Below are 18,943 nucleotides of genomic sequence, written 5' to 3' on the forward strand. Positions count from 1 at the left end.
TCCGCCCCCCAAGACGTCGAGTGTTCATGCCAATGTCTTTTCTGCGACGTCCTGCTGCGAGCACCACCGCATGAAAAAGCTGGAGCGTTTCCCTCCTTGCTGCTAGCCTCCGGTCATGAGCAAGACACTCACCAAACGTCCCACCGTCGGCGCACGCCTCGCCACGCTCGAAACTGAATTTGAAGTGCTGCGTGACAAAGTGCTGGGCCTCGCGCCAGTGGCGAAGGACTGGCGCAGCACAGTGGGTGTGCTGCCGGATGATGCCATGACCCGCCGGGCCTTCAAAGCGGGAGCGCAGTGGCGCAAAGGACGGAAAACCCGCTGAATGCCATGCTGGTGCTCGACACGGATCACCTGAGCGAGCTGGAAGTGCGCTCACCCGCCGGGACGAGACTGCTGGCCAGGCTGGAACAAGCCCACGATGATGCGTTCATCACCGCCGTGACCTGTGAGGAGCAACTGCGCGGCTGGCTGGTGGAAATCAAACGTCACGCCAAGCCCCGCAGCCAGATCACCGCGTATGCGCGCTTGATCCGCACGGTCGAATCCCATGCGCGCTGGCCGATCTTGCTGCTGGATGAGGAGTCGGTGGCTGAATACGAGGCCCTGGAGAAAAAGCGTGTCCGCATCGGCACGAACGACCTCAAAATCGCCGCCATCTCACTGGCACATGATGCCACGCTGCTGACCCGCAACGTGGTGGACTTTGGCAAAGTTCCCGGCCTGAAATTCGAGAACTGGCTGGAGTAGGCCGACTGCCGCCATCCTGCTTGACGCTCATGCGGCCAATCCTCATGATGCGCGACCATGCTGACACGCACACTCTTTGCCGTTCATTTTGCGCTCTCATTCTCTGTTCTGGCAGTGGATGACTACCAACTCGGTCCGCTCTCCCAGGAAAACCCGGCGGTGCCGAAGGGGAAGGTGATTCCGATGCCGGTGCATGAGTCGAAGATCTATGCGGGGACGAAGCGTGACTGGTGGATCTATGTGCCAGCGCAGTACAAGCCGGAGCAACCAGCGAACCTGATGGTCTTTCAGGACGGGCATGACTACGTCGGTGTGAAGGGCGCGTGGCGCGTGCCGGTGGTGTTCGACAATCTCATCGCCAGCGGGGACATGCGGCCCACCATCGCGATCTTCATCAATCCGGGCCACCTTGGCGACACGAAGCCGCCGAGCGCGTGGAAGAACAACAACCGTGGCAAGGAGTACAACACGCTGGGCGACACGTATGCGCGCTTCCTGCTCGAAGAAATCATCCCGCAGGTGCAGAAGGACTACAAGCTGACGGACAACCCGGAAGGCTGGGCCATCGCGGGAGCGAGCAGCGGGGCGATCTGCGCCTTCACCGTGGCCTGGGAGCGGCCGGACAAGTTCCGCAAAGTGTTCTCCACCATCGGCAGCTACGTCGATCTGGCGGGCGGGCATGTGTATCCCTCGATCATCCGCCTGACGGAGCGCAAACCGCTGCGCATCTACCTGCAAGATGGCAGCAGCGATCTGGACAATCCCTTTGGCAACTGGCCGCTGGCGAACCAGCAGATGGCCAAGGCGCTGGCCTACCAACAGTATGATTTCACCTTCGCCTTTGGCGATGGCGCGCATAACAGCAAGCATGGCGCGAGCCTCTTCCCGGAGGCGATGAAATGGCTGTGGCGGAAGTAGCTTCGGCATGATCCGCCGAGGCCGCGTGCGGCAGCTCTGAATCGAGCACGATTCCGCCTACTTCTTCCCAAAGAGCCACTTGAAGAAGCCACGCTTGGGCGGCTCGGGAGGCGGCGGCAGCGGAATGGCTTTTTTGGCGATCACGGGCCGGGGATCAGGCGGCGGGCCTTCGATGGTGACGGTCATGCCCTGGCTGATCAGCTTGACGAGCCGCACGACATCCCAGTTGGCGGTGCGCATGCAGCCGTGGCTGGCGCTGCGGCCGATGGTCTGCGGTTGGTTGGTGCCATGGATGCCGATGCCGGCGCGGTTGAGGCCGATCCACATGACGCCAACAGGATTGTTCGGGCCAATGGGCAGCTCGTAGAAGTTCCCGCTGCGCACACCGTACTCGAGCACGCTTTTGTCCCAGCGGAAGGTAGGCAACTGCGTGATGCCGACGATGCGCCAAGTGCCGGGGGGCGTGGCGAGGTGGCCGCTGCCGGGGGTGATGGGCAGACTGGCGAGCAGCTTCTCGCCTTCCCACAGGCCGAGCAGCTTCTCGCGCGTGTCGATCTTGATGATGCGGGTCTGATACTCGGGAACTTCGGGCAGTTTGGGCACCTCGGTGAGCTGCTCGATGAGGAAAGGCTGCACGGTGGGGACTTTGACGACGTCGCCAGGCTTGAGGGCGCTGAGCTTGAGCGGGCGGTTGATGAACTCGAGGAGTTCGGGCGCGCTGTGAAAGCGCTCGGTCAGGAACTCCAGCAGCGAGTCGTAGGGCAGGTACTTTTTCCGGCTCTGCGCGGAGGGCTGGCGGGGCAGGTCGCCGACGAAGGTGAGGTCTTCGGGGCGGATGGTGTAGGTGGTGTAAGTCTCCGGCACGCTGGCGAGGTCCAGGGTGTGCGCTTCAAGCTCGGTCTCGGGGAAACCCTGCGCGCGTTGGTAACGCTTGAGGGCCTTGGTGGTGAACTCGCCGGGACGGCCGTCGAGCTTGCCGGGACCGAAGAGCTGCGTGTCGAGGAAGATCTGGAGACGCAGGATGTCCTCGATGGGTTCCGGTGCCGGGGGCAACGGATCGGGGATGACGATGGCCGACGCGGAGGCGCCGGCGAGCACCAGCAGGAGTAGAGCGGAGGCGAACGGATGTTTCATGGGGACGGGGGGAACGACAACCAGGTGGAGATCAAACGGCCTTCGTCGGTTTCCATAGCGCAAGAGCGCGGTGACGCAAGAGGTGGGGATGACAAATGGGAAAAGTGTAAAACGGAAGGCAGAGAGCGGCTTCCTAGATTCCCCCCTTCCTCATGACTCGTGCCATCGATGAACTCTTTTTCTTTGGATGCCTTGGGCCAAGATTCTGGAGGTTGGTAAGGACTCCATAAGCAGACACTCCTGGAGTAGCATCCGCTCGATTGATCCCCTCACTAAAGTGGGGTGCCAAAATGCTGAAACCAGTCCCAAATAGTCGTTGATAGCAGCATGACGCGCCAGTCCTTCACCCTCTTCCTCCTATCCCTCGCATTCGCCCCTTCCGCTTTCACCCAAAACGACAGCAACGCGGGCAATGACATTTCCGACAAGGTCGTCGCCAAGCCGGTCATGCAGTGGAGCTTCGCTGACGCCACGGAACCCGGCCCGCGCGCGCCGACGTATCCCGGCTTCGCCAAGGACAACACGGCCATTCGTTTCATCGGCGATGGCAAAAAGGCGCTGAAGGTCGCGGACAGCGAGGAACTGCGCTTCGGCCTGAACGAAACGATCACGCTCGAAGCCTGGGTGAAGGCTCCTGGAGCCAGCGGCACGCCTTACATCATCGGCAAAGGACGCCTCGGCACGAAGGAGTTCGGCGCAGAAAACCAAAACTACGCGCTGCGTCTGCAAACAGCGAAGGGCGGAGCACAGATCGGCTTCCTGTTCCACAGCGCCGATGTTCCTGGCAAAAAGGGCGACTGGCATCGCTGGTGGTCAAAGGACACCATGCCGCTGCAAGGCTGGCACCACATCGCGGTGACCTACACGTTCGGAAAACTCAAAAGCATCAAGGGCTTCATCGACGGCCAGCCCACCGACGGCGTCTGGGACATGGGCGGCGAGACAGATCGTGCTCCAGTGACCGATGGCGACGCGCTCATGATCGGCAGCGGTTCCACCCTGGCCTCCTCGCATTCGCTCAATGGCTGGCTTGATGAAGTGGCGATCTATCGCGGTGCCATCGACACCGATGCGCTCAAAGCGAAGTATCAATTCGTTCCACCACCGCCTCCCATCGCGAAAAAACAGGTGCCCGCAGGCCGCGTGCTCGTGCAATTGGCCGAAGAAGGCATGCCCGACTCGAATGCGTGGCCCAGCGAGCCGCCCAAGGTCGCCGAGACCTACACGGAGGACGTGCTTGGCTTCCTCGACGTGCCGCAGAAATATGTCGATACCGGTGTGCGCGGCGAACGTCACGTGCCCTTCCTGCTGCGTGCCGCTGCCAGCGTGACCTTCCCGAAAGGCAAGCATCGCCTCCTGCTGCGTGCTCGTGGTGCCACAAATCTCTACATCGACGGCAAAACCATCCTCACCACGCCTTTCCCGCCGAGCGACAGCGACGGCCATCACCTCGTGGCAGATCAGAAAGACTATCTCGACCTCGGTACTGACTTCCGCTTCGCCCCGCCGGGCAATCGCGAATCGTGGTGTGAGTTTGAAGGCACCGGCAAGCCGCAGTTCATCGTGCTGGAGACGGTGGTCGGCAGTTTCGCCGGTAAAAGCATGCGTCGTCCCGAACTCGGCGAAACCGTCGTCGCTTGGTCGAAACAGGGCACTGAAACCTGGCAGCTCGTCACCGCTGGCAAACGCGAAGTGGCCTACAACGACGCTGGCTGGGCCGAATACGAGAAGGAACGCACCGCGCACTACGATGTCGTGAATGCGAAGAAGCGTGCCGAACTGCGTGCGAAGTCGGATCCATATTGGGCAAAGCGCCGCGAGGCCACGAAGGCATGGTTCGCGAAAGCGGAGCCTGTGAAGGTGCCCGAACTGCCGAAGAACTTCCCCGCCAGCAACGAGATCGATCATTTCATCGCCGCGCGCATCGACGGCGTGAAGGAACAGGACTCGCACAAAGGCAGCATCGACTATTTCAAAGATGTGATGCCCATTCTTGAGGCCAAATGCAACGAATGCCATCGCGGCGCGAAGGCCAAGGGCGGCCTGCATCTCGATTCACTGACCGACGCGCTCAAAGGCGGCAAATCCGACGGTGCCGCCGTCGAGCCTGGCAAACCGGATCACAGCGCCATCATCGCCCGCATCACCTCCGACGATGAAGACGAAGTCATGCCGCCGAAAGGCAAGCCGCTAACCAAGGACGAGATCGCTTTGCTCACCACCTGGATCAAGGAAGGCGCTCACTGGCCTGACATCCGCGCTGATCACCTCACACTCACGCCTTTGACCGATGATCTGAACTTCCTACGCCGTGTCACCATCGACACCATCGGCGTCGTGCCGACGCTGGCAGAGATCGAGGCATTCCAAAAGAATCCCGACCGCAAAGCTGCCATCGACCGCCTGTTGAATGACCCGCGCTGGGCTGACAATTGGATGGGCTACTGGCAAGACGTGCTCGCCGAAAACCCGAACATCCTCAATCCCACACTCAACAACACTGGCCCCTTCCGCTGGTGGCTTTACGAGTCGCTGAAGGACAACAAGCCGATGGATTTCTTCGTCACCGAACTCCTGCGCATGAAGGGCAGCGAGCGTCTCGGCGGACCAGCCGGCTTTGGCACTGCATCGCAGAACGATGTGCCGATGGCCGCGAAAGGAACCATCGTCAGCACCGCCTTCCTCGGTGTAGAAATGAAATGCGCACGCTGCCACGACTCGCCCACCGGTAAATCCTTGCAGCAAGACCTCTTCGAACTCGCCGCCATGCTCGGCACGAAAGAAATCGAAGTGCCGAAGACCAGTAGCGTGCCGATGGACAAGATCCACGCCGGTGGCCGCAAACCGCTCATTCAGGTCACACTCATGCCTGGCACCAAAGTGCAGCCGAAGTGGCCCTTTGCCGAGTTCTGCGACGAGTCCGCTGGCAAACTCGCCGAAGATCCGAAGGACACACGCGACGTACTCGCCGCCATGATCACCGCGCCGCAGAACGAGCGCTTCGCGCAAGTCACCGCCAATCGCATCTGGTCCCGCTTCATGGGCCGTGGCATCGTCGAGCCCGTAGAAGATTGGGAGAAAGGCAAACCCACGCATCCAGAACTCATCCAGTGGCTCGGTCGCGAATTCGTGCGCGGCGGTTACGATGTGAAAAACCTCGCCCGTCTCATCTTGAACAGCCACGCCTACCAACGCGCCACCGATCCCGAGTTAAAACAAACCAGCCCGCTCTACACTTCCCCTGCCCCGCGTCGTCTCCAGGCCGAGCAGATCGTGGACTCATTGTTCGCCGCCACCGGCAAGCCTTTCCACACCGAGGAAGTCTGCCTCGACATCGACAACACTCGCGATCTCAAAAACGCCATCCACATGGGCAAACCGCATCGCTCATGGATGCTCACCAGCACCAGCAACGAGCGCGACCGCCCCAGCCTCGCCCTGCCAAGAATCCAGGCCGTCACCGACGTGCTCGGAGCCTTCGGCTGGCGCGGCAGCCGCCAAGACCCCATCAGCAAACGCGATGCCGACCCGAACGTCCTCCAGCCCGCAATCCTCAGCAACGGCACCCTCGGAGTCTGGCTCACGCGCTTGAGCGACGACCACGGTGTCACCGACATCGCAGTGAAAGCACGGTCAGTGGATGAACTCATCGACACCCTGTTCTTGAAGCTCCTCACCCGCAAGCCCACCGCCCAGGAACGCGAACTCTACATCCAGCACCTCAGCACCGACTTCGACACCCGTCATTCCAAGCCCCAGGCCCCAAGCTCCAAGCCAACACGCTCGCGTGAGAAGTACGTCAGTTGGTCCAACCACCTCGACGGCGAAGCCACCACCGTCCGCATGGCCCAGGAAACCGCCGCCCGCCAAGGCGATCCTCCCACCGAAAAACTCGACGCTCAATGGCGCACCCGCATGGAAGACGTCCTCTGGGCCATGCTGAATGCTCCCGAGTGGGCCTTCAGCCCGTAGTTTTGCCAATGTGAGAAACGGATGCTGCTAATGGTGCATGGCCGTGCGGCTCCATGATTTTTCGTGAGAAAAATCACTTCGTTTCCAGCAGCACCACACCGCTGCTCAGACGTGTCAGAGTGAGCGCATCGAGCCACGCTGCAGCAGTGGCATTGCCGCTGAGATGGGTGTCGAGGAAGGCGAGCATGGCGGGGAAATACCATCGCGAATAGTAGTTCCCGTGATCGGCGATGCCGGTGTCGCTGAAGTCGGAATGAATGCCTTCATCCAGGGTGAGGTGAGCTTTGTTGCCAGCGGGCATCTCATCATACGGCTGGCGGCGCGTGATCGCCACCGGAGTGCCGGGTGCGGTGTCGAGCGTGCCGTGCATGGTGAGTGATGGCCGTGTGATCAGATCCCACGACCCGCTGAACAACCCCAGCGTGGTGGCACCCTGCGGTGATAGCGGCACACCGCACTTCACCCGAGCATCGGGATAACTCACGATGGCAGAGGCCTCGTTATCCGTGATGTGATACTGCGCCCCCAGCACCGCCAGCGTGGTGAAAGCACCAAAGGAATGCCCGCTATGGGCGATGCGAGCCCCGTCCACACGCCCGGCGAGCAGCGGATGGGTCGGACTGGCGAGCAACACGTCGATGGCAAACGTCACATCCAGCGGCCGCGCGACACGGCTCAGAGTGCGGGTGTCGTCGTGCTCGATCATGAGGCAAATATAACCGTGACTGGCCAGATAGGCAGAAAGCGTGTCAAACGCACCGATCGACCCACTGAGACCATGCGAGAGCACGACGATGGGGAAGGGAGCGCCCCCTTGGCCGATGGCGGGTGCGTAAATCCGCACCGGCATGGTGTAGCCGCGAGCCGTGTCCACCCAGGACTCATCCGCAAACGGTGCCACCGTGTAGGGGCCAGCAGTCATCTTGTAGCCCGCATCTGGTGGGAAATCTGTGACACGCCAGAATCGGCGCTCCACCCCGGCTGCTGACTTGATCACCGACTGCACGCCGCCATTTCCCACGGTGACCGCAGGATCGTAGCGCCAGAGGGTCAGATCATCACTCGCCATGAGCCGCCAGGGATGATTCAGGCTGCTGGCGTAGTTCAGGCCGAACTGCCCAGGAGCAGGCGAGTCCATGGTCAAAGGAGACTGTGCCGAGACGACGATGGCGTGGACCAGACTGGTAAAAATGAAGACGACAAATGCGTTTCGCATACGGGTTGAACTGTGGATTTGGCGGAGCGGTTTCAGAGAATCCCCGTTTCTGCTCCCAGGTTCGGAAGGCCTTTGAAAAAGCAAACAAAGCCGGGGCGGCAGTAGGGGCCCGCCCAAAGTTGCACCTATCGAGCGTCCACGCTGCTGTTCAGATAGAAAGTCCAGAGCTGGTGCCCGGCCTCAAGGTGGAAAACTGGCTGTACTGATCCCCCACGAAAGTGAGGTGCCATGCGGCGTGAAAAACGGCTCGGATCGGCGTTTGATAGAGTGATGAATCTCATGAACCGCCGCTCCTTCCTCACCCAAGCCGCCGCTTTCGGTGCCGCGCCTCTTTTCGCGAACAACACGCCCGTCCACACGCCGAAGGGCAAGGCGGAGCATTGCATCTTCATCTGGCTCGGCGGTGGCATGGCGCAGATCGACACCTTTGATCCGAAGAAGCTCGGGGATAACAAGAGCAAGACGAAAGTCGCCGGTTCCATGTACAAAGCCATCGACACCACTGTGCCGGGCGTGCAGGTGACGGAGCATCTGAGCCGCACGGCGAAGGTGATGGAGCATGTGACGGTGATGCGCACGGTGAACCATGCGGTCATCGACGAGCATGCCTTCGCGACGAACATCGTGCATACCGGACGCATGATCTCCGGCAATGTGGTCTATCCGAGCATCGGCTCGATCATCGCGCATGAGCGGGGCGCGGCCAATCCTGAGGTGCCGCCGTATATTTTGATCGGCTATCCGAATGTGAGCCGTGGGCCGGGTTTTCTCGGGGCGAAGTCGGGCTATGTCTATCTCACCGACACCAACACCGGCCCCTCCGGCTTCACCCGCCCCGACTTTGTCGATGAAAGTCGCGCTAGTACTCGCGCGAAACTGCTACAGCCGCTGATGGAGCGCTCGCCGAAGGATTCGGCCATTGCCGACTACCAGACCGCGCAAGCGCAGGCCTTGAAGCTCTCCGGGCCGCAGTTCATGAAGCATTTCAATCTCAAGCAGGAGTCCGCAGACCTGCGCAACGACTACGGCGGCGAGTTCGGCCAGCGTTGCTTGCTCGCGCGTCGTCTGGTCCAAGCCGGTGTACGTTTCATCGAAGTCTCGCACAACCTCAACTTCATGAACGGCACGGGCTGGGACATTCACAATGAAGGCAGCGCCAATCAGCATCTGCTCATCCAGGAACTCGACACCGCGCTCGCCGCGTTGATTCGCGATTTGAAGACCCAGAAGCTCCTCGACAAGACCCTCATCGTTGTCGGCACCGAATTCGGCCGCCCACCAGAATTCGACGGACGCGGCGGACGCGGTCATCAGGGCACCACGTTCTCGATGGTGCTCGCCGGTGGTGGTCTGAAGCATTGCGGCGCGTATGGCGTCTCCGACGAACTGGCGAAGAAACCTGTCGTGAACCCCGTGCCGCTTGTTGATTTCCACGCGACGGTTCACGCCGCAATGGGCATCGATCCGAACAAGGAACTCATGGACGGCTCACGCCCTGTGCCGCTGACGGACGGTGGCAAGGCGGTGACAGCGCTGTTTGGGTGATCAAGCAGAGAGTCAAGCAGTCAAGATTCGTCAAGGAGGTCAGGACAGCGACACTTGACCACCTTGACACTTTGACTGCGAAGCCTTGACCTTCGGCAGCGTACTCTTGCCGCATGAAACCAACCTCGCTCCTCTGCGCCTTCGCACTTTCCACCGCGCTCACCTTCACCCACGCCGCCGATGACGAGGGCTTCGTTCCGATGTTCAACGGCAAGGATCTCAGCGGCTGGGTGAATGCGAACTGCGCTCCCGAAACCTGGAGCATCAAGGACGGCGTTGTGCGCTGCACCGGCATCCCCACCGGAGCCATGCGCACCGAGAAGCAGTATGAGAACTTCATCATGGAGTGCGAGTGGCGGCACCTCACCAGCGGCGGGAATTCCGGCGTCTTCATCTGGGGCAGCCCCATCTCCGCTCCCGGCGTACCCTTCCTGCGCGGCATTGAGGTTCAGGTGCTCGAGAACGGCTACATGAAGAAGGCCGATCCCACCAAGCCACGCTGGTTCACCACGCATGGCGATGTCTTTCCCATCCACGGTGCCACCATGGAGCCGCATGGCGACCACAACGGCCAGCGCAGCTTCCCCAGCGAGGAACGCAGCAAACCCTCGCCCGAATGGAACCACTACCGCATCACCGGCAACAACGGCACGCTCACACTCGCCGTGAATGGCAAGGTCGTCTCCGGCGGCGACAAATGCTTTTGGCGCAAAGGCTACCTCGCCCTCGAATCCGAAGGCGCACCCGTCGAGTTCCGCAACGTCCGCATCAAAGAACTGCCCAGCACTGGCGCCACCGCCGCCGATTCCGCACCGCTCGATCAAGGCTGGAAGCATCTCTACAACGGTCTCGATTTCCGCGGCTGGAAAATGCCCGCCGATGCCGAATCGCGATGGAAAACCTCCAACTGGAATCTCCAACTCGTCACCACCGACGGCCAGGAAGGCACTCCGCTCTGGAGTGAAGCCGAAATCGCCAACGGCGAATTCATCGCCGACTTCCAGATTCTCAAATCCGCCAATTTGAACACGCCTTACACCGGCTTCTGCGTCCGAGGCGAAAAGAATCCCGCCGTCCTCATCGGCACCGGCAAAGCCCCCATCGTCTTCGGCCCCGACAAAGTGAAACTCGGCAAATGGTACCGCCTCCGCCTCAAACTCGACGGCAAACAGGCCACCGCCACCCTCACCGAGACCCAAGACGCCAGCCCTCAAGTGCTCGAAGCCACGCTCGAAGGCCAAGCCAAAGGCCCCATCGGCATCGCCGACTTCGGCACGCCCGTGACCTTCGCGAATTTCTTCATTCGCGAATAGCAGCCTGGGAGCGCGGCTCTCCGAAGCCGCAGAAGCAGCGCGGCTTCACGAGGATTCAATCACACATTCTTCGATGACCTGCTTCGGACTGGCTGCCCGTGATCCTTGAGTAATCAAACCGCCGCTTCACACTCCCGCAACACTTCCTGGGCAGCGACGAAGGCGGAATGGCCAAGCTTTGTAAAAATATTCACCGCACATTGGGCATACGTGAGAGCCTCAGACTTGCGGCCTTGACGAGCAAGGGCTAGGGCGAGGCGGGCGCTATCTGTGGCGATCAGTTCCAAGCGACCAACTTTTTCTGCCAAGGTCAGGGCCTCACGAGCCAAGGTTTCTGCGCCAATCCAATCCTCGCGAACTAGTGCCAATTCGGCCAGATTGCCGGTGTAAGTAACGATGCCTTCAGGATGTTTGATGGCTCGGGCGATGCTCAAAGCTTCACTGTAGTCGCGCTCTGCAGAGGAGAAATCACCGGAATGTTGCTCGGCCCCAGCGAGCCAGTTCAGTTCGGCAGCGATATCGATAAACTCACCGCCCGAGGCTTTACGAAGCTCTACGGATTCACGATGAGCCACGATGGCCGCTGAGTAATTCTTCGCCAAACAGTGTCCACAGCCGCGCAATTGAATGGCAGCGGCCTGCTCATAGACACCGGCGGGAGCTTTAAGCCAGTAGGCCGCAGCGCGGTCGGCGCAGATGAGCACTTCTGCGGGCTCGCCGCGCAAGTGATGGATAGAGCCGGTATCATAAGCCCTCCAACCGGCCTTCAAAAAATCCGCCGCCGCTACAGCTCTGACTTCGGCGTCATGTGTAAGAGAGAACCAGTCATCCCAATGGCCCTTAAAATTGAAAAAGCCATGGAGCGCATCACAAACGATCTGAAGTCGATCATTCGGCCCGGCGAGAAATAGCCGCAAGGCGGGTGCAATGATTGACCAAGTCGCATCGAGTGCCTCAAAGTGACCGTTATCGCGACCGCCATTCTTGACAATGAGCGCATAGGAATGCTGCTCCAAACGGCTGCCGATTTCATTCACAACTTCGGGTCGGGACTTGCGTAAGAAGTCAGCAACCATCGGCACAAGAGTATATTCTTTCCCCTCCGGGTCGGAAACGACAAGGGAGCGGTTGGTAAGGAGTTTGAGGCGTCGATGTGCGTGCTCCAAAACTACGCCGCTGATCTCCGCAACCACCTTTACAGGAATGGATTGGCTGGGAAACGTGAGGGAGGCTAGAATCTTAACGTCTGCACCAGTGAGGCTAGATAGCAGATCGCCGAAAACAAAACTCAAGGCGTCATTTCCATCTGGACAACTACGAAGGTGGGCAAGTGCATCAGCAAGGCAGGTGCAGTGGCCGCTACCGACCTGACCAGCCACCCAACGCATCAGAAGCGGTCTTCCGCCGGTCTTCTCATAAAGATTAATGCGCTCTTCCTTGGTGGATTGTGCGAACGATTTGTTGTGTTTAGCGATCTCGTCGAAGAGCTTTAGCGCAGAGACTTGATCCAGTTCATGCAGTTTGATGGCCTGCAGTTTGTTCCCGAAAAATATGCGACTCGTGAGAATGGCTTTGCAGCCACTAGGCAGATACTCCAAGAAGGTGAAAAGCTGATCCTGTTCGGCTTCAGACAGAGTTTCGAGATTGTCCAACACCAGAAACACCTGTTGTCCACGGAGTGCTTCCTTAACCAGCTTCGCGCGTTCATTCTCAGGGGACTTTGTGATGTCGTTCTGTCCGAGTTCATGAGCGATGATATTGAGCATTTCCAGCCATGTCGAGAGCGCGAAGCCATCCAGCTTCCGTTCCTTATGATCATCCATCTCCCTCTGCTTCACGGAGACAAAGATGATCTTCTTGAATTGCGTAGCCGGGAAGTTGTAGGCCACACTGACTGCCAGCGAGGTCTTACCCATTCCACCTTCACCGTCAATCAGGGTTCCCCAGGTATGCGAGTCAGGGGCAATAGCCGCACGAATGTCAGCGATCTCCTTTTCACGCCCGAAGAAGGGCTGCAAAGAAGGGAGGTTATTCGTTGGAGTGCCGGGGAAGATCGGAGGTGTTGCAATGGGCTTGCTGATGCTGGGCGGATGAGGAGGAGATGCTGGCTTAGCGCGCGCCGCCTTGAGCCGTTCGAGAAGAATTGAAATTGCAGCATCTGCCTGCTTGCCCACAAGATCAATATAGGTGCGCCCGTCGAGAAGCCCGGAAGGCTTGCAATCCACGACACGCACCAAGACAAGACGACCCAACTTGCCAACAGGATCACTTTTGAATGCGGAGAGCCATTCGGCTTCGCAGTAGTCCGAAAGCATGTATTCCGGTGATAACACACACAGGACGCGAGCGCTCTGCTGGAGCGCGTGGTGCATATCAGCGGGAAAAACGCCTCCCGCCTTAAAATCCCATGCCTGGATGATGGTCGTGTAACCTACAGCCTCTAAATGCCATGCGATCCACTCAGCCCATGCTTGATCAACCCCCGTGTAGCTGATGAAGAAGTCGTATGAGGCAGGAGATGACGAATCGGATGCCATGGCAGAATGTAAGCTGGCACATAAGCCGGAGCCTTGTCGGTTTGACCAGTGGAAAATTTAAAGAGCAATTAGGAAATCTAAAGGCTTTCGCCTCATCACTCAGCCTTCATCTCCAACACTCTCACCAAAAACGCCCACTCGTCCGCCGTCTTCTCGATGGTCTTGTTCAGCGCCGTGCCTGCACCGTGCCCCGCGCTGGTTTCGATGCGGATCAAAGTCGGCGGGCCGTCTTTAGCCTGATATTCCTGCAATCTGGAACCAAATTTGAAGCTGTGTGCAGGCACGACACGGTCATCGTGGTCGCTGGTGAGCACGAGCGTGGCCGGATAGCGGGTGCCGGGCTTCAGATTGTGATACGGCGAGTACTTGAGCAGAGCCTTGAACTCCGCGCCGTTCTCCACGGTGCCGTAATCGCTCTTCCAGCCCCAGCCGATGGTGAATTTCTCGAAGCGCAGCATGTCCAGCACGCCCACAGCGGGCAAGGCTGCGGCGTAGAGTTCGGGGCGCTGCGTCATACACGCACCGACGAGCAAGCCGCCGTTGCTGCCGCCTTGAATCGCGAGTTTGGCGCTCGTCGTGTACTTGTTTGCGATCAACCACTCCGCCGCTGCGATGAAATCGTCGAACACGTTCTGTTTGCCGAGCTTGATGCCCGCCAGATGCCACTCGCGGCCATACTCGCCACCGCCGCGCAGGTTCGGCATCGCGAAGACGCCGCCCATTTCCAGCCATACGGCACGCGAGACGGAGAATCCGGGCACCATGTTGATATTGAAACCGCCGTAGCCATACAGAAGCGTCGGATTCGATCCGTCGAGCTGGAGGCCCTTCTTGTGGACGATGAACATCGGCACCTGCGTGCCGTCCTTGCTCTTGAAGAAGACCTGCTTCGTCTCAAAGGCAGAGCCGTCGAATTTCACGTCCGGCTTCCGCCACAGCTTGCTTTCGCCGGTTTTCAAATCCATGCGGTAGATCGCGCCCGGCTCTGTGAAGCCCATGAAGGTGAAGAACGTCTCCGTGTCCTTGCGATGGCCCCAAAAACCGCCTGCGGAGCCGATGCCGGGCAGTTTCACGTCACGAATCAGCTTCCCAGTATAATCGAAGCACTTCACCTCCGTCTTAGCATCACGCAGATACTGGCAGAACATCTGTCCGCCCACGGTGCTGACGTCTTCCAGCAGCACCCTCGGCACTTCCGGCACCACGATGCGCCAGTTGCCGCGCTGCGGTTTGCGCGTGTCTATGGCGATGACCTGAAAACAAGACGCATTCAAATCCGTGCGGAAGTAGAACACCGGTCCGTAGTTGTCGATGAATTCGTAGCGCGCGTCGTTTTCGTGCAGCAGCTCCACCACTGGAGCATCACCGGCGATCTTCTTGTAAAACACCCGGTTCTTCGGCTCCGTGCCCAGCCACACCTGGATGATGAGATACTCCCCATCTTCCGTCACGCTGCCGCCAAAGCCCCACTTCGGCTCGTCTTTGCGCTCGTAGATCAGCGTGTCGTCACTCTGCGCTGTGCCCAGCTTGTGGAAGTAAAGTTTGTGAAATTCGTTCTTCGCCGTCAAAGCCGCACCGGGCTTCGGCTCATCATAGCGGGAGTAGAAAAAGCCGCTGCCGTCTTTCTTCCACGACACGCCGCTGAACTTCACCCACTTCACGAGATCGTCTGAATCGCGCCCCGAGGCGATGTCACGCACGCGAATCGTCGTCCAGTCGCTCCCAGCCTCTGAAACACCATACGCGATGAGTTTGCCATCCTCACTCGCCTCATAATCCGACAGCGAGGTCGTCCCTTCCTTCGACATCGCATTCGGATCGAGCAGCACCTTCGCCTCACCTTCCAGTGACTCTGCTGTCTTCAGCACCGCCTGATTCTGCAATCCTGAGTTGTGCGAATAAAACCACCGCCCACCACGCTCAAACGGCATGCCGATACGCTCGTAATTCCACAGCTCCCGCAACCGCTTCTCGATCTCGCCCCTGCGTGGCAGCTTTTCCAGATACCCAAACGTCACCTCGTTCTGCGCCTTCACCCACGCCTTCGTCTCCTCCGAATTGTCATCCTCCAGCCAGCGATACGGATCAGCGATCTTCACTCCGTGATGCACATCCACCACGCTCTCTTTCCGTGTCGTGGGGTAGTTCAAGCCTTCGGCAGCAAAAGTGGAAACAGTCATCATGATTAAAGATGCGGCACGCATAGACGCGCACCCTGCCTGCCATTTCCTATTTTGCATTTCCCATTTCTCATTTTGCAATTACACCCGCCCCCGCCACGCTCCGGCACACCTTCTTCCACCATGCCCATCTCCCCAGACCAATACGAAAAGCTCGGTGCCTTCTACCTCGGCCGCGAATACGATCTCGCCGCCAAACAGGTCAAAGACGATCTCGTGCTCTACGATTCGAAGGATCTCGTGACCCACGGTGTCGTGCTCGGCATGACTGGCAGCGGCAAGACCGGTCTCTGCCTCGCGCTGCTCGAAGAAGCGGCCATCGACGGCGTTCCCGTCATCGCCATCGACCCCAAGGGCGATCTCGGCAATGCGCTGCTCACGTTCCCGAATCTCACGCCGCAGGAGTTCCGCCCTTGGATCAATGAGGACGAGGCACGTCGCAAAAACCAGTCTCCCGACGACTACGCCGCCGCCCAATCGGCCATGTGGCAAAAGGGCCTCGGCGATTGGGGTCAGAGCGCCGACCGCATCAAAAAGCTGCGCGAGACCGTCGATATGGCGATCTACACACCCGGAAGCAATGCCGGCCTGCCCGTGTCGATTCTCAGCTCACTGAACTGCCCGCCCGCTGAGGTCATGGAAGACGCGGAGGCGCTCGCGGACCGCATCGAGAGCACCGTTTCCTCCATGCTCGGCCTCATGGACATCGAAGCCGATCCCATCCAGTCGCCGGAGCACATCCTGCTCAGCAACATCGTCGCGCATTGCTGGAAGAAAGGGCAAAACATCTCACTCGAAAACCTTGTGCGCCACATCCAGCAGCCGCCCATTCGGAAGATCGGTGTCGTCGATCTCGACAGCTTCATGCCGGAGTCCAAGCGCACGCCGCTGGCGATGAAACTGAACAACCTGCTCGCCTCCCCCGGCTTCAGCACCTGGCTGGAGGGCGAGCCGCTCGACATCCAGCGCATGTATTACACAAAGGAGGGCAAGCCACGCGTCACCATCTTCTGCATCGCACATCTGAGCGACACCGAGCGCATGTTCTTCGTCTCGCTGCTGCTCAATCAGCTCCTCGGCTGGATGCGCACGCAGCAGGGCACCACCTCTCTGCGTGCCCTGTTCTACATGGATGAAATCTTCGGCTACCTGCCGCCCACGGCCATGCCGCCGTCGAAGAAGCCGATGATGTTCCTGCTCAAACAAGCGCGCGCCTTTGGCCTCGGCATCCTTCTCGCCACGCAAAACCCCGCCGACCTCGACTACAAGGCGCTCGCCAATATCGGCACCTGGTGGCTCGGTCGTTTGCAGACGGAGCGCGACAAGATGCGCGTTCTCGACGGCCTCGAAGGCGCGGCGAACACCGCTGGTGGCAAGTTTGATCGTCAGCTCATGGAGCAGACGCTCGCCAGCCTCGGCAATCGCGTCTTCCTCATGAACAACGTCCACGAAGATCATCCCGTGGTCTTCAACGTGCGCTGGATCCTCTGCTACCTCAGCGGCCCGCTCTCACGCCCGCAGATCAAGGCGCTGATGGACCCGATCCGCCCCGCGAAAAAAGAAGCCGCTGCCGCCGAAGACGACGGCTTTGCGCCTCCCGGAGCCAGCACTTCCAACGCCGACCGCAACACCACGCGTCCGAAGCTGCCGGAAGACACCACCGAGCTGTTCCAGCCCAGCGACGAAGACGGCGAACGCCTCACCTACACGCCCGCCATCGTGCGCAGCGCCACCGTTGTGTTCGACGACGCGAAACGCAAAATCAGCGGCAAGAGCATCGTCACGCTCGTCAACGCCATCGACATCGAGAAGCAGAAGGTCTTGTGGGACAAGTTCATCGACATCCCGAAGAACGACGATCTCTCGCAGTACGATTCCGAACCGAAGGGAAGCGCCGCCTTTTCCGATCTCCCCGGCCCCGCGCTGAAATCCAGCACCTACACCAGCATCAAGAAAGACTTCACCGACTGGGTCTATGCCAATCACAGCCTCGAAGTCTTCTTCAGCCCGCTGCTGGAGGCCTATTCCAACCCCGGCGAGAAACAGGACGAGTTCAAAGCCCGCGTCACCCAAACCGCCCGCGAACAACGCGACGCCGCCATCGAGGACCTCCGCGTGAAAACGGCGAAAACCATGAAAACGCTCGAAACCCGGGCCGAGAAGACCGCGGCAAAGGTGGATGCCCAAAAAACACAGTCCAGCAGCGCCAAGCTGAGCACCGCCATGCACATCGGCGGCAGCATCCTCGGCGCAATCTTCGGCCGCAAAACCAGCCTCGTGAAAACCAGCACCATCAGCAGCGCCTCACGCGTCTGGAAGGAAGGCCAGGACGTCAAAGCCGCAGAAAACGAGCTTGAGTCCGTCAAAGCCGACATGGCAGAACTCGAGAAGCAGGTCGCCGATGAGACGCAGAAGATCCGCGATCAGTACGATCCCGCCGCGCTCACGTTGGAAGCCTTCAAGCTCACGCCCGTGAAGAAGAACATCCAGGTGACGGCGACGGGGATTTTGTGGTTAGTGAAGTAAGTGTAATCCAAGCGTCAGCTTGCGCATGCTGCATCCAGCAGCGCACGGAGTTCGTCACTGACATTCGCGGACTTCACTCGATAAACAAAAAACGTCCCAAGGTGAAGGTCGTAGCCAAGTTGATCTCCCACGACGGTCTTGATCTCGTGAAAAGCACCATCAAACACGGTCTTCCCGTCGCTGGAGATCGTGACGTGATCCGCTTCCCATTCAAGCGCATGAACACCACGAGCTCCTTTCCAGCAGTCCACGAACGTCCACAAGCCAACTGCCAAAAGCCCAAACGCAAACCAAACATCGATTCCGCCGGATGAGACAACCACGCTAAGTTGCCATGCCCCTCCAACAGCCATGAAAAGGCCCATCACAATCAACGACTCCCTGCCTTGTCTTCGACGAGTTAGGGGCACCGTTGTCATGTGAGGCGTTGCCAGGGTTCAATACACATCCCTGCGATACCGCTTCGCATCCTTCATCGCTTGCACATAAGCAATGGCTTCTTCAGGCGTTTTACCGCCCTCCTTCTCGATGATCGTGTGCATCGCTTTGTCCACGTCGCCGGCCATGCGGGCGGCATCGCCGCAGACGTACATGATCGCACCCTGTTCGAGCCAGGCCCAGAACTCGGCGCTGGCTTCGAGCATCTTGTGCTGCACGTAGATTTTTTCGGCCTGATCACGACTCCAAGCGGTGCTGAGCTTCGTCAGCGTGCCGTCGGCGAGATAGGCGTCGAACTCGTCTTTGTAGAAGTAGCAGGACTTGGAGCTGACCTCGCCGAAGAAGAGCCACGCCTTGCCCTTGGCGTTCGTGGCTTTGCGTTCTTCGAGGAACGCACGGAACGGCGCGATGCCG

At 59.5% G+C, this 18,943-nt stretch carries 12 protein-coding genes and 1 pseudogene; 7 read left to right on the plus strand and 6 right to left on the minus strand.

Features of this window, described 5'->3' with window-relative positions; all coding sequences use genetic code 11:
* Positions 1 to 115 precede the first annotated feature (115 nt).
* The 3 genes from U1A53_RS25160 to U1A53_RS25170 are packed head-to-tail and all read left to right on the plus strand — an operon-like array spanning position 116 to position 1,668.
* Entirely contained in the window at positions 116 to 325 is a 210-nt protein-coding gene (locus tag U1A53_RS25160) for a hypothetical protein (RefSeq protein ID WP_322284646.1), read from the plus strand.
* Between the two features lie 5 nt (positions 326 to 330).
* Complete coding sequence (locus U1A53_RS25165; protein ID WP_322284648.1) at positions 331 to 750, plus strand: type II toxin-antitoxin system VapC family toxin; 420 nt, start codon at positions 331 to 333, stop codon at positions 748 to 750.
* A gap of 57 nt (positions 751 to 807) precedes the next feature.
* Positions 808 to 1,668 carry an alpha/beta hydrolase-fold protein gene (locus U1A53_RS25170; RefSeq protein ID WP_322284649.1) on the plus strand — a complete coding sequence of 287 codons (861 nt, stop codon included), beginning with the start codon at positions 808 to 810 and terminating at the stop codon, positions 1,666 to 1,668.
* A gap of 57 nt (positions 1,669 to 1,725) precedes the next feature.
* On the opposite strand, the gene U1A53_RS25175 is transcribed toward U1A53_RS25170, so the two are convergent.
* A complete protein-coding gene (locus U1A53_RS25175; protein ID WP_322284650.1) occupies positions 1,726 to 2,802 on the minus strand; it encodes a L,D-transpeptidase family protein in 1,077 nt (358 codons plus the stop codon).
* 327 nt (positions 2,803 to 3,129) lie between these two features.
* Here U1A53_RS25175 and U1A53_RS25180 point away from each other — a divergent pair, with 327 nt between their 5' ends.
* The gene (locus tag U1A53_RS25180; protein ID WP_322284651.1) at positions 3,130 to 6,774 is read left to right on the plus strand and encodes a DUF1553 domain-containing protein; all 3,645 of its coding nucleotides are present in this window, start codon (positions 3,130 to 3,132) and stop codon (positions 6,772 to 6,774) included.
* Positions 6,775 to 6,847: 73 nt separating this feature from the next.
* On the opposite strand, the gene U1A53_RS25185 is transcribed toward U1A53_RS25180, so the two are convergent.
* Positions 6,848 to 7,990, minus strand: a complete 1,143-nt coding sequence (locus tag U1A53_RS25185; protein WP_322284652.1) for a hypothetical protein — start codon at positions 7,988 to 7,990, stop codon at positions 6,848 to 6,850.
* Between the two features lie 279 nt (positions 7,991 to 8,269).
* Here U1A53_RS25185 and U1A53_RS25190 point away from each other — a divergent pair, with 279 nt between their 5' ends.
* On the plus strand, positions 8,270 to 9,535 hold the full coding sequence (locus U1A53_RS25190) for a DUF1501 domain-containing protein (protein WP_322284653.1): 1,266 nt from the start codon (positions 8,270 to 8,272) through the stop codon (positions 9,533 to 9,535).
* A 113-nt stretch (positions 9,536 to 9,648) separates the two neighbouring features.
* Positions 9,649 to 10,848 (plus strand): DUF1080 domain-containing protein, encoded by a 1,200-nt coding sequence (locus tag U1A53_RS25195; RefSeq protein ID WP_322284654.1) that lies wholly within the window; start codon positions 9,649 to 9,651, stop codon positions 10,846 to 10,848.
* A 113-nt stretch (positions 10,849 to 10,961) separates the two neighbouring features.
* On the opposite strand, the gene U1A53_RS25200 is transcribed toward U1A53_RS25195, so the two are convergent.
* Positions 10,962 to 13,385, minus strand: coding sequence for a TIR domain-containing protein (locus U1A53_RS25200; RefSeq protein WP_322284655.1), 2,424 nt, complete (start codon positions 13,383 to 13,385; stop codon positions 10,962 to 10,964).
* A 95-nt stretch (positions 13,386 to 13,480) separates the two neighbouring features.
* Positions 13,481 to 15,568, minus strand: a complete 2,088-nt coding sequence (locus tag U1A53_RS25205) for a prolyl oligopeptidase family serine peptidase (RefSeq protein ID WP_322284656.1) — start codon at positions 15,566 to 15,568, stop codon at positions 13,481 to 13,483.
* A 120-nt stretch (positions 15,569 to 15,688) separates the two neighbouring features.
* On the opposite strand from U1A53_RS25205, the gene U1A53_RS25210 reads away from it, so the two are divergent.
* Positions 15,689 to 18,091: a DUF87 domain-containing protein gene (locus U1A53_RS25210; protein ID WP_322284657.1), complete on the plus strand. Its 2,403-nt coding sequence runs from the start codon at positions 15,689 to 15,691 to the stop codon at positions 18,089 to 18,091.
* A gap of 14 nt (positions 18,092 to 18,105) precedes the next feature.
* Here the strand turns inward: U1A53_RS25210 and U1A53_RS25215 are convergent, their stop codons facing one another.
* Both U1A53_RS25215 and U1A53_RS25220 read right to left on the minus strand, forming a co-directional pair.
* Positions 18,106 to 18,510 carry a hypothetical protein gene (locus U1A53_RS25215; RefSeq protein WP_322284658.1) on the minus strand — a complete coding sequence of 135 codons (405 nt, stop codon included), beginning with the start codon at positions 18,508 to 18,510 and terminating at the stop codon, positions 18,106 to 18,108.
* Between the two features lie 18 nt (positions 18,511 to 18,528).
* A pseudogene (locus U1A53_RS25220) lies at positions 18,529 to 18,943 on the minus strand (sulfite reductase subunit alpha); the annotation flags it as partial.

The sequence above is a fragment of the Prosthecobacter sp. genome (genome assembly GCF_034366625.1).
GTDB lineage: Bacteria > Verrucomicrobiota > Verrucomicrobiia > Verrucomicrobiales > Verrucomicrobiaceae > Prosthecobacter.

What these genes read in the sequence shown, in the direction of transcription:
- U1A53_RS25160 (WP_322284646.1), top strand. Translation starts at nt 116, where the DNA reads ATGAGCAAGACACTCACCAAACGTCCCACCGTCGGCGCACGCCTCGCC.
- U1A53_RS25165 (WP_322284648.1), top strand. Translation starts at nt 331, where the DNA reads ATGCTGGTGCTCGACACGGATCACCTGAGCGAGCTGGAAGTGCGCTCA.
- U1A53_RS25170 (WP_322284649.1), top strand. Translation starts at nt 808, where the DNA reads ATGCTGACACGCACACTCTTTGCCGTTCATTTTGCGCTCTCATTCTCT.
- U1A53_RS25175 (WP_322284650.1), bottom strand. Translation starts at nt 2,802, where the DNA reads ATGAAACATCCGTTCGCCTCCGCTCTACTCCTGCTGGTGCTCGCCGGC.
- U1A53_RS25180 (WP_322284651.1), top strand. Translation starts at nt 3,130, where the DNA reads ATGACGCGCCAGTCCTTCACCCTCTTCCTCCTATCCCTCGCATTCGCC.
- U1A53_RS25185 (WP_322284652.1), bottom strand. Translation starts at nt 7,990, where the DNA reads ATGCGAAACGCATTTGTCGTCTTCATTTTTACCAGTCTGGTCCACGCC.
- U1A53_RS25190 (WP_322284653.1), top strand. Translation starts at nt 8,270, where the DNA reads ATGAACCGCCGCTCCTTCCTCACCCAAGCCGCCGCTTTCGGTGCCGCG.
- U1A53_RS25195 (WP_322284654.1), top strand. Translation starts at nt 9,649, where the DNA reads ATGAAACCAACCTCGCTCCTCTGCGCCTTCGCACTTTCCACCGCGCTC.
- U1A53_RS25200 (WP_322284655.1), bottom strand. Translation starts at nt 13,385, where the DNA reads ATGGCATCCGATTCGTCATCTCCTGCCTCATACGACTTCTTCATCAGC.
- U1A53_RS25205 (WP_322284656.1), bottom strand. Translation starts at nt 15,568, where the DNA reads ATGATGACTGTTTCCACTTTTGCTGCCGAAGGCTTGAACTACCCCACG.
- U1A53_RS25210 (WP_322284657.1), top strand. Translation starts at nt 15,689, where the DNA reads ATGCCCATCTCCCCAGACCAATACGAAAAGCTCGGTGCCTTCTACCTC.
- U1A53_RS25215 (WP_322284658.1), bottom strand. Translation starts at nt 18,510, where the DNA reads ATGACAACGGTGCCCCTAACTCGTCGAAGACAAGGCAGGGAGTCGTTG.